This window comes from Clostridium budayi, assembly GCF_055396605.1.
On the sequence record NZ_AP042456.1, the window covers coordinates 1,508,499 to 1,523,561 of the forward strand.

Below are 15,063 nucleotides of genomic sequence, written 5' to 3' on the forward strand. Positions count from 1 at the left end.
AGAGTATTTAGGAGGACTTAATATGTTTGGAAAATTATTTGATAAGTTAAAAACAGGATTAACTAAAACAAGAGATGGATTACAAGATAAAATTAATGAAGCGCTTAATCTAGCGGTATCTATTGATGATGATTTATATGAAGAATTAGAAGAAATTCTTATAATATCAGATATAGGTATGGATACAACTGTTGAAATTATAGACAGATTAAAGAAGAAAATAAGAAAAGAAAAAATAAATGATCCTCAAATGGTAAAACCAGCATTAAAAGAAGTAATAAAAGATATGCTTCTTGAAGGTGATGAAGAAAATGAAGAGGAAGAAAACAATCAAAAAGAAGTTTTACTTGTAATTGGTGTTAATGGAGTTGGAAAAACAACATCAATAGGTAAACTTGCAGCTAAAAATAAAAATGAAGGTAAAAAAGTATTACTTGCAGCTGCAGATACATTTAGAGCAGCAGCCATTGACCAATTAGAAGTTTGGAGTAATAGAGCAGATGTTGATATAGTAAAACAAAACGAAGGATCAGATCCAGGAGCTGTAGTGTTTGATGCAGTTCAAGCAGCTAAGGCTAGAGGGGTAGACCTTTTAATATGTGATACTGCAGGTAGACTTCATAATAAGAAAAACTTAATGAATGAGCTTGAAAAAATAAATAGAATAATTGATAGAGAATATAGTGAAGCTAAAAAGCAAACACTTTTAGTATTAGATGGAACAACAGGACAAAATGCTGTTATACAAGCTAAGCAGTTTATGGAAGTATGTCCTATAGACGGAATAATTTTAACTAAATTAGATGGAACAGCAAAAGGTGGAGTTGTAATATCAATAAAGCAAGCATTAAACATACCTGTTAAGTATATAGGGGTTGGAGAAGGTATTGATGATCTTCAAAAATTTGATGCAGAAAGCTTTGCTGAAGCATTATTTTAAAAAGTTTTAAAGGTGTTAAGTAAAAATGCTTGACACCTTTAAAAAATTCTGTTAATATCTCTTTTGTGGGTAAGGTGATTATATGATGGAAGATAGGGTCGAGATTTCATTATTAATGGATTTTTACAAACCATTATTAACTGAAAAGCAAAGAAATATCATGGAATTATATTTTGATGATGATTTATCCTTAGCAGAAATAGCTGAATTAACAAGCACAAGTCGTCAAGCAATTCATGATTTAATTAAAAGATGCTATAAACAACTTTTATCCTATGAAAGTAAATTAAACTTACTTCAAAAGAGTATGAATCGTGAAGAGAAAATTATAAAACTTCTAAAAAAAATTAGCAAAAAGTATTCTATTTCTGATGAAGAGTATGATATGCTAAAGAAAGAACTAGAAGATTTATAATACATTAGGAGGTTTAATATGGCTTTTGAGGGATTATCAGAAAAGCTTCAAAATACCTTTAAGAAATTAAAAGGTAAAGGAAGACTTAATGAAAAAGATATAAAAGAAGCTATGAGGGAAGTAAAACTTGCTTTATTAGAAGCAGATGTTAACTATAAAGTAGTAAAAAAGTTTGTTAAAAGTGTAAGTGAAAAATGTGTCGGAAGTGATGTGTTAGAAAGCTTGACACCAGGGCAACAAGTTATTAAAATAGTTAACGATGAACTTACAGACCTTATGGGAGGAAGCGAAAGCAAAATTAATTATTCAAGCAGTGGATTAACAGTTATAATGCTTGTAGGACTTCAAGGTGCTGGTAAAACAACAATGTGTGGTAAACTAGCTTTAAACCTTAGAAAAAATAACAAGAAACCACTACTTGTAGCATGTGATATTTATAGACCTGCAGCTATTAAACAGTTAGAAGTTGTAGGAAAACAAATAGATATACCAGTATTCTCAATGGGAGACAAGGTTAAAGCAGTTGATATTGCAAAAGCTTCTATACAACATGCAAAAGATAATGGTAATAATGTAGTTATTATAGATACAGCCGGAAGATTACATATAGACGAAGGCTTAATGCAAGAATTAAAAGATGTAAAAGAAATTGCGAATCCATCAGAGATTTTACTTGTAGTAGATTCAATGACTGGTCAAGATGCAGTAAATGTTGCAGAAAGTTTTAATAAGGACCTTGATGTAACAGGAGTTATCTTAACAAAGCTTGATGGTGATACTAGAGGTGGGGCTGCACTTTCAATAAAATCTATAACTGAAAAACCAATAAAATTCATTGGTGTCGGTGAAAAGATGAATGATTTTGAAGTGTTCCATCCAGATAGAATGGCATCAAGAATACTTGGAATGGGAGATGTATTATCTCTTATAGAAAAAGCTCAATCTGCAATTGATGAAGAAGAAGCAGCTGATTTTACAAAGAAAATGTTAAACCAAGGACTTAATTTTGAAGATTATCTTACAGCAATGGAACAAATGAAAAAGCTTGGACCATTAAATAAGATATTAGAAATGATGCCAGGAGTTAATTCAAAAGAATTACAAGGCGTTGACTTTGCACAAGGTCAAAAACAAATGGAAAAAATGAAAGCTATAATTCTTTCAATGACATTAAAAGAAAGAAGAAATCCATCACTTGTAATTGGGAATTCTTCAAGAAAGAAGAGAATAGCAAAAGGTTCAGGTTCAACAATCCAAGATGTTAATAAACTTATCAAAGGATATGAAATGATGAAAAAGAATATGAAACAAATGAAGTCATTTCAAAAAGGAGCTAAAAAAGGTCTCCTAGGAAAATTGCCCTTTATGAGTTAATATAAAAATTATCCTTTAAAGGAGGTGAATTTAAATGGCAGTAAAGATAAGATTAAGAAGAATGGGAGCTAAGAAAGCACCTTTCTACAGAGTAGTAGTTGCTGACTCAAGAAGCCCAAGAGATGGAAGATTCATCGAAGAAATCGGATACTACAATCCAGTTTCAAACCCAGTTGAAATAAAAATCAACGAAGAAAAAGCTAACAAATGGCTACAAAATGGTGCTCAACCAACAGACGTAGTTAAGAAGCTTTTCACAAAGGCAGGCCTAAACAAGTAATTTTAGGAGGTGAATACTGCAAATAGTTATTACTATATGCAGGAATCCTTATGAAAGAATTAGTTGAAATAATAGCAAAATCTCTAGTGGATAAGCCAGAAGATGTAAGTGTAACTGAAGTTTCTAAAGAAGATTCAATTATACTTGAACTTAGGGTTAATCCAGATGACATGGGAAAAGTTATTGGGAAACAGGGAAGAATAGCGAAAGCTATTAGAACCGTAGTAAAGGCTGCAGCAATAAAAGAAGAAAAAAGAGTAGTAGTTGAAATTATTTAAAAGAGTTAGGCCTGTCCTAACTCTTTTTATAATAATTAAGAATAAATAAGAGAACTTTGACAATTATAAAAAAGAGGTGAGAATAATTATGGAATTCTTTAGAGTTGGTAAAATAGTAAACACTCATGGATTAAAAGGTGAAGTTAAGGTTATGCCAGAAACTTCAGATGTTAATAACTACAAAAGATATGGAACTGTATTTATAGATGGAGTAGAAAGAGAAATTCAAAGTGTTAAATTTCAAAAAGATAGAGTTATTTTAAAACTTGAAGGTATAGATTCAATTGAAGAAGCAGAAAAATTCAAAAATAAATTAATCCAAGTACCAAGAGAAAGAGAACCTGAGCTTCCTGAAGATACATTCTATGTTAAAGATCTTATAGGAATACATGTATATGATACAGAAGGTAAGGATTTAGGACCAATATATGATGTTATAGAAACTAAAAATAATGATGTATATTGGATAAGAAAACCTAAGGAATTATTAATCCCTGTATTAAAAGAAATCGTATTAGAAATAAATTTAGATGAAGAAAAGATAATTATAAGACCTGTAGGAGAATGGCAAGATGAAGATTAGTATAATAACTCTTTTCCCAGAAATGTTCTCTATATTTAATCATAGCATAATAGGAAAAGCTAAGGAAAAAGGTATAGTTAATATTGAGTGCTTAAACATAAGAGATTATACAAAAAATAAGCATAATAAAGTAGATGACTATCCATATGGTGGTGGAGCTGGAATGGTTATGTCACCACAACCTGTTATCGATACAATAAGAGAATGTAAGAAAAATAATAAAGGAAAAGTTGTTTTTTTAGGTCCTAGAGGAAAAACATTTAATCATGCTTTAGCAAAAGAACTAGCTAAAGAAGATGAACTTATATTTGTATGCGGCCATTATGAAGGTATTGATGAAAGAGCATACAATTATATTGATATGGAAGTTTCACTTGGTGATTTTATACTTACAGGTGGAGAAATGGCTGCAATTCCAGTAATAGATTCAATATTAAGATTAAATCCAGGAGTGCTTGGAAAAGAAGAAAGCTTTATGGATGAATCTTTTTCAGATGGTCTTTTAGAATATCCACAATATACAAGACCAGAAGAGTTTGAAGGTTTGAAAGTTCCAGAAGTTTTACTTTCAGGTCATCATGAAAACATAAGAAAATGGAGAAGAAAAGAATCGTTACTTATAACTAAAGAGAGAAGACCAGACTTATTTGAAAAAATAGAATTAACAAAAGAAGATAAAAAATTACTAAAATAAATAATTTATTGCAATAATATTTATTTTATGTTAGAATATGCTTTGTGTTAGTACGGGCGCTCCTCTTCTGAATTTTAGCTTCGGAATGAACGTCAAATTATATTTAGGAGGAATACACAATGAACGAAATTTTAAGAGCAATAGAACAAGAACAAATCAGAACTGATTTACCAAGCTTCAACGTTGGGGACAATGTAAAAGTTCACCAATTAATAAAAGAAGGTAACAGAGAAAGAATCCAAGTATTCGAAGGAACTGTTATAAAGAAACAAAACGGTGGTTTAAGAGAAACTTTCACTGTAAGAAGATTAGCTTACGGTACAGGAGTTGAAAAGACTTTCCCAATGAACGCACCAATGATCCAAAAGATCGAAGTTACTAGAAGAGGTAAAGTAAGAAGAGCTAAGTTATTCTACTTAAGAGATAGAGTAGGTAAGGCTGCTAAGGTTAAAGAATTATTAAAATAATTAACCATAAAGAAGAGGCTTGTAACTAAGCCTCTTTTTTTAATTCACATAAATTAAAAGATGTTTATATAATTTGTTTTTAGATAAAAATTATAAGTAAAAGGAGGAATTTTTATGGCAATTAATTGGTTCCCAGGGCATATGAAAAAAACTCAAAGAGAAATTAAAGACAATTTAAAACTTGTAGATGCAGTTATAGAAATTAGAGATGCAAGAATTCCTAGAAGTTCTGCAAACCCAGATATAGAAAAGTTAGTTGGAAACAAACCAAGACTAATACTTTTAAACAAAAGTGATTTAACTGAAAGTAGAGTTACTAAAGAGTGGATGAAATATTTAACTAAAGAAAATGTAAGTGCTATAGAAGTTAATTGTTTAAAAGGTTCAGGACTTCAAAAAATAAAGCCAGCACTTAATGAACTTTTAAAAGAAAAGCATGATAGATTAAAAAATAAAGGTCTAAAGAAGATAGTAACAAGAGTTATGGTAGTTGGAATACCTAACGTAGGTAAATCAACATTTATAAACAAAATGGCTAGAAATAATATAGCTAAAACTGGAGATAGACCTGGGGTTACAAAAAATAAACAATGGATAAAAACAAGCATGGATATAGAACTATTAGATACTCCAGGTGTTTTATGGCCAAAATTCCAAGATGATGAGACTGCTTTAAATCTTGCATTTACAGGAGCTATAAAAGACGAAATAATGGATATAGAAGAGTTAGCTTACAAATTAGTAGAAAGATTACAAGAATTTTATCCAGAAAAATTAATGGAAAGATATAAGATTGATACTGTATTTGAAAATCCATTAGAAACACTTGACGCTATTGCAATAAAAAGAGGTGCAATAATGAAAGGTAGAGAAATAGACTATAACAGAATAGCTGTTATTTTACTAGATGAATTCAGAGGTGGAAAGATAGGTAATATATCACTAGAAAGACCTTAAGGATTATGGAGGGAATTTATGGAGCTTCTACATATGGATTTAAGCAATATGAGTTATAAACTTATAAAAGAAGAATTTGATAAGATAAATATAGATTTAAACAATAAAGATATATTAGCTTTAAGTGAACTTCTTTTAGGTGATAAAAGAAAAAATGTTCAAAGTCTTGGAAATAAAATATTAAAAGAAAAGAAAAAATTAGAAGATGAAATAAAAAGAGTCAGAAAGATGTATGACTTTGACAGAGAATTTGCAAGGGGAAGCCTTCTAGCTGGGGTTGATGAAGTTGGTAGAGGACCTCTTGCAGGACCTATAGTATCAGCAGCTGTAATACTTGATTTAAGCTGTTTAGATGATGAGATGATACTTTACTTAAATGACTCTAAAAAGTTATCGGAAAAGAAAAGAGAAGAACTTTCAGTTATAATAAAAGAAAAAGCTATAGCTTATAAAATTACTGAATGTTCAAATGATGAAATAGATGAAAAAGGCATCGGTTTTTGTAACAATGATGTATTTTTAAAGGCAGTTGATGGTCTTAAAGAATGCCCAAATATTGTTTTATCAGATGGATATAAAGTTAGAGGTATAGAAATTGAAAATAAATGCGTGATAAAAGGTGATACAAAAAGCGCATCTATTGCAGCAGCTTCTATTATAGCAAAGGTATATAGAGATAATTTAATGAAAGAATATGCTAAAAAATATCCAGAGTATGGCTTTGAAAATAATGTTGGATATGGAGCAAAAAAACATGTTGATGCAATAAAGGAACATGGTGCAACAGAAATTCATAGAATGAGTTTTTTAAGAAATATATTATAATTAATTAAAATTTACAAAATAGTAATAGCATTTAAGCTATTACTATTTTTTTTAATAAAAAAATAGATGCTTTATCTAAAAGCATCTTTAGTATGAATAATTTTATTAGATGAATTATTGTAATTTAAATAAACTTCAATTACGTCAAATCTAATAAAATAATCATTGAATTTATTATTTAGTAGAAAATATTTTGTTAATTTTTTTATGTTTTTAACTTTAGAATAAGATATAGAATCAATTCCTAAGCCGAATGTTTTATTATACCTACTTTTAACTTCTACAAAAACAAGTATATCTTCTTTAGAGCATATTATATCTATTTCACCAAATCTATTAGAAAAATTACGATCTATTATTTTATATCCTTTATTAATTAAATAAGAAGAAGCTAAATCTTCTCCATAATACCCAATAGCTTTATTATATTTTTTCATATATATTTTTCACCTCTAATTTAATTATTAACATGTATTAGAAATTTTTTACATAGTAAGTGTGATTAAAAAATTTTTTTATTGTTAATAATGCAATATGAGGTGATTTAAGATGGCTGTAAATATAAAAAGTGCAACTCATATAGGGATAAATAGTTTCCTTATAAATGTAGAGGTAGATATTACAAAAGGTTTACCAAGCTTTGCAATTGTAGGACTTGCAGATGCATCTGTAAGAGAAGCAAAAGAAAGAGTAAGAGCTGCTATTATAAACTCAGGATTTGAATTTCCACTTGGAAGAATAATTATAAATTTAGCTCCAGCAGATATTAAAAAAATAGGAACTTTATTAGATCTTCCAATAGCTATAGGTATTCTTATTGAATCTAAACAAATAAGCAAAAAAGATTTAGAAAACTTTATATTAGTTGGGGAATTATCTTTAAGTGGAAAGCTAAAAAAGAGTAGAGGAATAATACCAATTATTTTAAGTGGAATTGATGAAGGAATAGATAATTTTATTATTCCAGATGAAAATGAAGATGAAGCGTACAAATTATGTAAAGGAAATATTTTCTCGCTAAATAGCTTAAAAGATGCAGTGGATTATATAAATTTTCAAGATTTATTACCATTAGAATTTAAAAATAATAATAATGAAAATGAAATAGAATTTGAATCTAACTTTGATTCTATAATAGGACAATATTCATCAAAAAGAGCTCTTGAAGTAGCAGCTGCAGGTAGGCACAATATTATATTATATGGTAATCCGGGGTCAGGAAAAACTATGCTTGCTAAAGCTTTTACATCAATATTACCACCTCTTAATGAAGAAGAAAAAGTTGAAGTTGCGAAAATATACTCAATAAGTGGAATGATGGATACATATAAAAAAATAAGTATTCCATTTAGGCAACCACATAATACTATAACAAAAGTTGCTTTAATTGGTGGAGGCAAGGATATAAAAGCTGGCGAAATAACACTTGCACATAATGGAGTGCTTTATTTAGATGAAATATTAGAATTTAAAAAAGAGGTTTTAGAAGTTTTAAGAGTGCCTCTAGAAGATGGAATGGTTAGAATAGATAGAATAAATGAAAGAGTGGAACTTCCAAGCAGATTTCAGCTAATTGGTTCATACAATCCGTGTCCATGCGGTCAAAAGTCTATTTTAGGTTATGAAAATGATAAGTGTAAATGTAGTGATTTAGAAGTAAGAAGGTATCAAAAAAGACTTTCTAAAGCATTAAAAGATAGAATTGATATGTTTAATTATGTTCCCCTTTTAAAATTTGATGAATTAAAACAAATAGATAACAGGGGAGAAAGTGAAAAGATAAGAGAAAAAGTTATAGAAGCTAGGAAAATACAAGAAGATAGATTAAAAGGAACATCCTATAAATGTAATTCTGATATAAACGGAAAAGATATATTTAAGCTTTGCACAATATCTAGAGAAGCTAGAAGTTTATTAGAAAATTATTTTGAAACGAATAACCCTTCAATAAGAGGATATGGAAAGGTAATTAAGGTTGCAAGAACTATTGCTGACTTAGAAAAATCAAAGGATATAAATGTTAATCATGTGCTTGAAGCTATAAGCTATAGAAAAGATTCAAATGGTGAAATAATATAAGAGAGGTGGACAAATGAAAAAATATATATTATGGTTAATGTTAGTAGAATGTACTAATTTACAGAAAATAAAATTACTAAGTATTTTTTCTGATGAAAAAGAAATATTTGATAACTTTGAGGAAATTACAAAGGTATATTTAAAAAAGTATAAGACTATAAATGAAGAAAATAAATATACAATTTTAGAGAAGGCTTTAAAGCTTGAAGAAAATTTGAAATTAAATGGAATAGGTTTTATTTCTATAAAAGATAGTAAGTATCCAAGTTCCTTAAGAAAAATATCAGAGCCACCATATGTAATATTTTATAAAGGTAATATAGATTTATTAAATAAAAGAAGAGTAGCGATAGTTGGATCAAGAAAAAACAGTATATATGGGGAACGTGCGACAAGAGTCATAGCTAAAGAATTAGCTAAAAATGATATTTGTGTAGTAAGTGGCGGTGCATTAGGAATAGATACTGTAGCACACGATGAAACATTAAAAAATAGTGGAGATACTATAGCTGTTTTAGGATGTGGAATTGATATAGTTTATCCTTATAGAAATAAAAATTTATTTAAAAATATAGAGGAAAAAGGGCTTATAATTTCAGAGTTTTTACCAGGTACTAAACCATATTCTTATAACTTTCCAAGAAGAAATAGAATAATTAGTGGATTATCAGAAATAATAGTTGTAACAGAAGCAACTAAAAAGAGTGGTTCATTGATAACTGTAAATTGTGCATTAGATCAAGGAAAAGAAGTGATTGTAGTACCACAACCAATCTTTTCTGAATCTGGATATGGAGCAAACCTTTTGATAAAAGATGGAGCTAATTTATATACATCAATGGAAGATTTATATTTGCTATTAGGAATAGATAGTAGTAATGTAGATAATAGTGAAAATAAACCTTATAAAAATAAAATTTTACAAATAATAACTGATGAACCAATGCATATTGATGATATATTTACCAAATCACAGGTTGACAGAAATACTTTATATGGTTTATTATTTGAACTGCAAACTAAAAGTCAAATTATAAGTCTACCTGGCAATTATTATGCCAGAGTAACGTAAGTTTAAGGGGGTGAATAACTCCAGAGTATAAATAATGGAGTTAGTTATGGGCCAAAAATTAGTAATAGTTGAGTCACCAGCAAAAGCAAAAACAATAGGAAAATATTTAGGAAAGAATTATATTGTTGAAGCCTCAATGGGACACGTTAGAGATTTGCCTAAAAGTAAGTTAGGTGTTGATATAGATAATAACTTTGAGCCAAAATATATAACAATAAGGGGTAAAGGCGAACTTCTTAAAAGTCTTAGAAAAGCAGCTAAGAAAGCAGATAAAATTTATCTTGCAACCGACCCTGACCGTGAAGGTGAAGCTATATCATGGCATTTAGCAAATCTATTAAAGATTGATGAAAATGAAGACTGTAGAATAGTTTTTAACGAAATTACAAAAAGTGCAGTTAAAAGTTCAATAAAAAATGCTAGAAAAATAAATCAAGACTTAGTTGATGCACAACAAGCAAGAAGAATATTAGATAGACTTGTTGGTTATGAAATAAGTCCAATTCTTTGGAAAAATGTAAAATGGGGATTAAGTGCAGGTAGAGTACAATCAGCAGCGCTTAAACTTATTTGTGAAAGAGAAGAAGAGATTAAAAAATTTATTCCAGAAGAATATTGGACAGTTGATTGTTATTTAAAAAAAGGAAGAAAAAAATTCCCAATAAAACTTTCAACATATAAAAATAAAAAGATAGAACTTAAAAATGAAGATGAAACAAATAATGTTATAAATGCTTTAGATAAAGATAATTTTTTAATTAAAGAAATTAAAAGTGGAAGCAAGGTAAAGAATCCTATGGCTCCATTTACAACTAGTACACTTCAACAAGAAGCTAGTAAAAAGTTAAACTTTATGACTAAGAAAACAATGTCAGTTGCACAAGGTTTATATGAAGGTGTTGAAGTTAAAGGTTATGGTACAGTCGGCCTTATAACTTATATGAGAACAGATTCAGTTAGAATATCAAAAGAAGCACAAGAAAGTGCTAGAGAATTTATATTAAATAATTATGGAAGTGAGTATGCACCTGAAGAATTTAGAAATTACAAGGGTAAGAAAAATATACAAGATGCCCATGAAGCTATAAGACCTACAAATATTGAAATTACACCAGAAGTTGCAAAGAAAAATCTAACTCCAGAACAATATAAGTTATATACTCTTATATGGAAAAGATTCGTTTCTTCACAAATGGCATCATGTGTATTAAATACAAATTCAATAACTATATTAAATGGAGATTATAAATTCAAAGCTAGTGGATCTACAATAAAATTTGATGGATTTATGAAAATTTATGAATATGCAATAAGTGAAGAAGATGAAACATCTCTTCCAGAACTTTCAGAAGGTGAAGTTTTAAGTGCTGCATCACTAGAAGGTAAACAACATTTTACTCAACCACCTGCAAGATATACAGAAGCATCATTTGTTAAATTATTAGAGGAAAAAGGAATAGGAAGACCAAGTACTTATGTTCCTACAATTTCTACAATATTAAGTAGAGATTATGTTCAAAGAGAAAAGAAAAACTTAGTTCCAACAGAATTAGGGTTTATAGTAAATAACATAATATGTGAATACTTTAAACAAATTGCTGATGTCGATTTCACAGCTAGTATGGAAAGAAATTTAGACCATATTGAAGATGGTGAAATTGAATGGAAAAAAGTTGTTGGAGAATTCTTTGAACCATTAAAACATGACTTAGAAAAAGCTGAAAAAGAAATGGCTAAAGTAGTAATAGAAGATGAAGTAAGTGATGTTCCATGTGATAAGTGTGGAAGAATGATGGTAATAAAAAGAGGACGTTATGGTAAATTCCTTGCATGTCCTGGATATCCAGAATGTAAAAACGCTAAACCAATTGTTGAAGAAATAAAAGCACCTTGTCCTAAGTGTGGTAGCAAAGTTTTAGCAAAGAGAAGTAAAAAAGGAAAGAGATTTTATGGATGTTCAGCTTATCCAGAATGTGACTTTATAAGTTGGAATGAACCTGTTGAAAAGAAATGTCCAGAATGTAATTCTTATATGGTTAAAAAATATTCTAAGAAAAATGGTGATTATTTAGAATGTTCAAATAGTGAATGTAAGCATAGAGAAGAAATTAAGACTGAGAAGGAAGAAAATAAAGAATAGTTTAATTAAGTGGTGATAAATGACATTAAGCAATTCTATTTGTCGAAAAAAATGACAATATTGTTGAAATAGATTATTTAGTATGATAAACTGTACTAGTATTACGGATTTGTTAAAAAATTATAACTATTTTGAATATTATAACAAATGGCAATATGAATCTGAAATTTGTTAGTTATCAGGGAGGATTTTTAATGTCATCACTACTAAATAAGACTAGAAGATTAAATAAAATATTACAAAAATCAGGTACTGAAGCAGTAGCTTTTGAAGATATTTGTGAACTTTTAAGCGATGTACTTCAATGTAATGTGTACATTGTAAGTAGAAGAGGTAAAATTATCGGACATAGTTTTTCAGAGAAATTTGAATGTGCTATTATGAAGCAAAAAGTTCTTGAGGATAAGAAATTCCCAAATGAGTATAATGAAAAACTTTTAAAGGTTACTGAAACTTTATCAAACTTGCCTAATAAAGGAGAATGTGTATTTGAAGGTGTAGGTGTATGTGATACATCAGACAAGCTTTCAACTATAGTTCCTATTATAGGAAATAGAGAAAGAATAGGTACACTTCTTTTAGCTAGATTTAATGAGTCATTTACTGATGATGATTTAGTTTTATGTGAATATAGTGCAACTATAGTAGGAATGGAAATGTTAAGAGCAAAACAAGAAGAATTAGCAGAAGAAACAAGAAAGAAAGCTGTAGTTCAACTTGCAATAGGTACTTTATCATATTCAGAATTAGAAGCTGTAGAGCACATATTTAATGAACTTGATGGAAACGAAGGATTACTTGTAGCATCAAAAATTGCAGATAAGGTTGGTATAACAAGAAGTGTTATAGTAAATGCCTTAAGAAAGTTTGAAAGTGCTGGAGTGATTGAGTCAAGATCTCTTGGAATGAAGGGAACACACATAAGAATATTAAATGATAAGTTAATTGATGAATTAAAGAAAATAAAATAGGCTATAATAACGAGTGATTAGATTTTTAATCACTCGTTATATTTTTTCATAAAAAAATGAAAAAAATATAAAATTATGTTGATAGCCTAAAAAGCTTGTGTTATACTATCATAGGTAACAAAATACACACACTGTTTTGTTTGCAAGATAGGTCCTTAATTTATTAAGGTTTCTTACAAGTATGCAGACAGTGGAGGAAAAAACCAGGAGGTAACAAAATGTCAGTAATATCAATGAAACAATTATTAGAAGCTGGTGTACATTTCGGACACCAAACAAGAAGATGGAACCCTAAAATGGCTCCATACATCTTCACAGAAAGAAATGGAATCTATATAATAGATCTTCAAAAAACAGTTAAAAAGGCTGAAGAAGCTTACAACTTCTTAAGAGAAGTTTCAGAAGAAGGAAAAGACATCCTTTTCGTTGGAACTAAAAAGCAAGCTCAAGAAGCTATAAAAGAAGAAGCTATAAGATCAAACATGCACTTCGTTAACAACAGATGGTTAGGTGGTATGTTAACAAACTTCAAGACTATTAAGACTAGAATTAACAGACTTGAAAACTTAGAAACAATGCAAGAAGACGGAACATTTGACGTTCTTCCTAAGAAAGAAGTTATAAAATTAAAAGGCGAAATGGAAAAGCTTGAAAAGAACCTTGGCGGTATCAAGAACTTAGACGCTTCAAACATCGGAGCTATGTTCGTTGTAGACCCAAGAAAAGAAAAGAATGCTATTTCAGAAGCTAAGATATTAGGAATACCAGTAGTAGCTATCGTAGATACTAACTGTGACCCAGAAGAAGTTGACTACGTAATCCCAGGAAATGACGATGCTATAAGAGCGGTTAAATTAATAGCTGCTAAGATGGCAGACGCTATCATCGAAGGAAGACAAGGTGAACAAATAGCTGAATAATATCAGAGTGAAAAGGTAGGTGAAGGTTAAACTTCATTTACCTTTTACCCTAATGATAAGGGTTACTTTATATAAATAAGGAGGAATTTTAAATGATTACTGCAAAATCAGTTAAGGAATTAAGAGAAAAGACTGGAGCAGGTATGATGGACTGCAAAAAGGCTTTAACAGAAACTAATGGAGATATAGAAAAAGCTATCGAAGTATTAAGAGAAAAGGGATTAGCTGCTGCTGCTAAGAAAGCTGGAAGAATAGCTGCTGAAGGTATAGTTAAGACTTACGTTTCAGAAGATAAGAAAACTGCTTCAATAGTAGAAGTTAACTGCGAAACTGACTTCGTTGCTGCAAATGAAGAATTCGTTTCATTCGCTGAAAAAGTAGCTGAATTAGTAGCTAACACTTCAGTAGAAACTGTAGAAGAATTATTAAACGAAAAAATGGGAGATGCTACTGTACAAGAAACTCTTACAGCTTTAGTTGCTAAGCTTGGAGAAAACATGACAGTTAGAAGATTCGAAAGATTATCATTAGAAAATGGTGCAATCGAAAGCTACATCCACGGTGGCGGAAGAATCGGAGTTTTAGTTGAAGTTTCAACTGAAGGAAACGCTGATGTTGCTTCAGAAGTAGCTAAAGAAGTATGTATGCAAGTTGCTGCTGCAAACCCATTATTCTTAAATAGAGATTCAGTAGATCAAGAAGCTTTAGAAAAAGAAAAAGAAATCTACAGAGTTCAAGCTTTAAATGAAGGAAAACCAGAAAAGATCGTTGAAAAAATGGTTATGGGAAGAATCCAAAAGTACTTCAAAGAAGTTTGCTTAGTTGACCAAGTTTGGGTTAAAGATGGTGACAAGACTATCACTAAATTAGTTGAAGAAAAGTCAAAAGAAGCTGGTGCTCCAATGACTATAACTAAGTTTGTTAGATTCGAAAGAGGCGAAGGAATCGAAAAGAAAGAAGAAAACTTTGCTGAAGAAGTAGCAAGACAAATGGGAAAATAGTGGTTTAACCACATAGTCACAAAAGAGAACACTTTGTGTTCTCTTTTTTTGAAAAAATAGTGAATAT

General features: G+C 29.7%; 17 protein-coding genes. 16 read left to right on the forward strand and 1 reads right to left on the reverse strand.

Features of this window, described 5'->3' with window-relative positions:
• Positions 1–22: 22 nt before the first annotated feature.
• The 10 genes from ftsY to ACZ5TJ_RS07125 all read left to right on the forward strand — a co-directional run bounded on the left by ftsY (position 23) and on the right by ACZ5TJ_RS07125 (position 6,813).
• Complete coding sequence (gene ftsY / locus ACZ5TJ_RS07080) at positions 23–940, forward strand: signal recognition particle-docking protein FtsY (RefSeq protein WP_464202231.1); 918 nt, start codon at positions 23–25, stop codon at positions 938–940.
• A gap of 85 nt (positions 941–1,025) precedes the next feature.
• Entirely contained in the window at positions 1,026–1,355 is a 330-nt protein-coding gene (locus ACZ5TJ_RS07085) for a putative DNA-binding protein (RefSeq protein ID WP_039316080.1), read from the forward strand.
• An 18-nt stretch (positions 1,356–1,373) separates the two neighbouring features.
• Positions 1,374–2,729 carry a signal recognition particle protein gene (gene ffh / locus ACZ5TJ_RS07090; protein WP_464202232.1) on the forward strand — a complete coding sequence of 452 codons (1,356 nt, stop codon included), beginning with the start codon at positions 1,374–1,376 and terminating at the stop codon, positions 2,727–2,729.
• Between the two features lie 34 nt (positions 2,730–2,763).
• Entirely contained in the window at positions 2,764–3,009 is a 246-nt protein-coding gene (gene rpsP, locus ACZ5TJ_RS07095; RefSeq protein ID WP_039316076.1) for a 30S ribosomal protein S16, read from the forward strand.
• Positions 3,010–3,059: 50 nt separating this feature from the next.
• Positions 3,060–3,287: a KH domain-containing protein gene (locus tag ACZ5TJ_RS07100; protein ID WP_055206416.1), complete on the forward strand. Its 228-nt coding sequence runs from the start codon at positions 3,060–3,062 to the stop codon at positions 3,285–3,287.
• Between the two features lie 85 nt (positions 3,288–3,372).
• Complete coding sequence (gene rimM / locus ACZ5TJ_RS07105; RefSeq protein WP_055207247.1) at positions 3,373–3,870, forward strand: ribosome maturation factor RimM; 498 nt, start codon at positions 3,373–3,375, stop codon at positions 3,868–3,870.
• Entirely contained in the window at positions 3,860–4,564 is a 705-nt protein-coding gene (gene trmD / locus ACZ5TJ_RS07110; protein WP_055206418.1) for a tRNA (guanosine(37)-N1)-methyltransferase TrmD, read from the forward strand. Before rimM ends, trmD begins: the two co-directional genes overlap by 11 nt.
• Before the next feature lie 119 nt (positions 4,565–4,683).
• Positions 4,684–5,031 (forward strand): 50S ribosomal protein L19, encoded by a 348-nt coding sequence (rplS, locus tag ACZ5TJ_RS07115; RefSeq protein ID WP_039316070.1) that lies wholly within the window; start codon positions 4,684–4,686, stop codon positions 5,029–5,031.
• 114 nt (positions 5,032–5,145) lie between these two features.
• Positions 5,146–5,988, forward strand: a complete 843-nt coding sequence (gene ylqF, locus ACZ5TJ_RS07120) for a ribosome biogenesis GTPase YlqF (RefSeq protein WP_039316068.1) — start codon at positions 5,146–5,148, stop codon at positions 5,986–5,988.
• Between the two features lie 18 nt (positions 5,989–6,006).
• Positions 6,007–6,813, forward strand: a complete 807-nt coding sequence (locus tag ACZ5TJ_RS07125; RefSeq protein ID WP_464198287.1) for a ribonuclease HII — start codon at positions 6,007–6,009, stop codon at positions 6,811–6,813.
• Between the two features lie 71 nt (positions 6,814–6,884).
• Here the strand turns inward: ACZ5TJ_RS07125 and ACZ5TJ_RS07130 are convergent, their stop codons facing one another.
• Positions 6,885–7,250, reverse strand: a complete 366-nt coding sequence (locus ACZ5TJ_RS07130; protein ID WP_464198289.1) for a YraN family protein — start codon at positions 7,248–7,250, stop codon at positions 6,885–6,887.
• A 112-nt stretch (positions 7,251–7,362) separates the two neighbouring features.
• On the opposite strand from ACZ5TJ_RS07130, the gene ACZ5TJ_RS07135 reads away from it, so the two are divergent.
• The 6 genes from ACZ5TJ_RS07135 to tsf all read left to right on the forward strand — a co-directional run bounded on the left by ACZ5TJ_RS07135 (position 7,363) and on the right by tsf (position 14,996).
• Complete coding sequence (locus ACZ5TJ_RS07135; RefSeq protein ID WP_464198291.1) at positions 7,363–8,892, forward strand: YifB family Mg chelatase-like AAA ATPase; 1,530 nt, start codon at positions 7,363–7,365, stop codon at positions 8,890–8,892.
• Between the two features lie 13 nt (positions 8,893–8,905).
• Positions 8,906–9,964 (forward strand): DNA-processing protein DprA, encoded by a 1,059-nt coding sequence (gene dprA, locus ACZ5TJ_RS07140; protein WP_464198293.1) that lies wholly within the window; start codon positions 8,906–8,908, stop codon positions 9,962–9,964.
• A 46-nt stretch (positions 9,965–10,010) separates the two neighbouring features.
• On the forward strand, positions 10,011–12,104 hold the full coding sequence (gene topA / locus ACZ5TJ_RS07145; protein WP_464198295.1) for a type I DNA topoisomerase: 2,094 nt from the start codon (positions 10,011–10,013) through the stop codon (positions 12,102–12,104).
• Between the two features lie 194 nt (positions 12,105–12,298).
• Positions 12,299–13,075, forward strand: a complete 777-nt coding sequence (codY, locus tag ACZ5TJ_RS07150; RefSeq protein ID WP_039316057.1) for a GTP-sensing pleiotropic transcriptional regulator CodY — start codon at positions 12,299–12,301, stop codon at positions 13,073–13,075.
• 218 nt (positions 13,076–13,293) lie between these two features.
• The gene (gene rpsB / locus ACZ5TJ_RS07155; RefSeq protein WP_039316055.1) at positions 13,294–13,995 is read left to right on the forward strand and encodes a 30S ribosomal protein S2; all 702 of its coding nucleotides are present in this window, start codon (positions 13,294–13,296) and stop codon (positions 13,993–13,995) included.
• Between the two features lie 92 nt (positions 13,996–14,087).
• Complete coding sequence (tsf, locus tag ACZ5TJ_RS07160; RefSeq protein WP_045725658.1) at positions 14,088–14,996, forward strand: translation elongation factor Ts; 909 nt, start codon at positions 14,088–14,090, stop codon at positions 14,994–14,996.
• Positions 14,997–15,063: the final 67 nt, after the last annotated feature.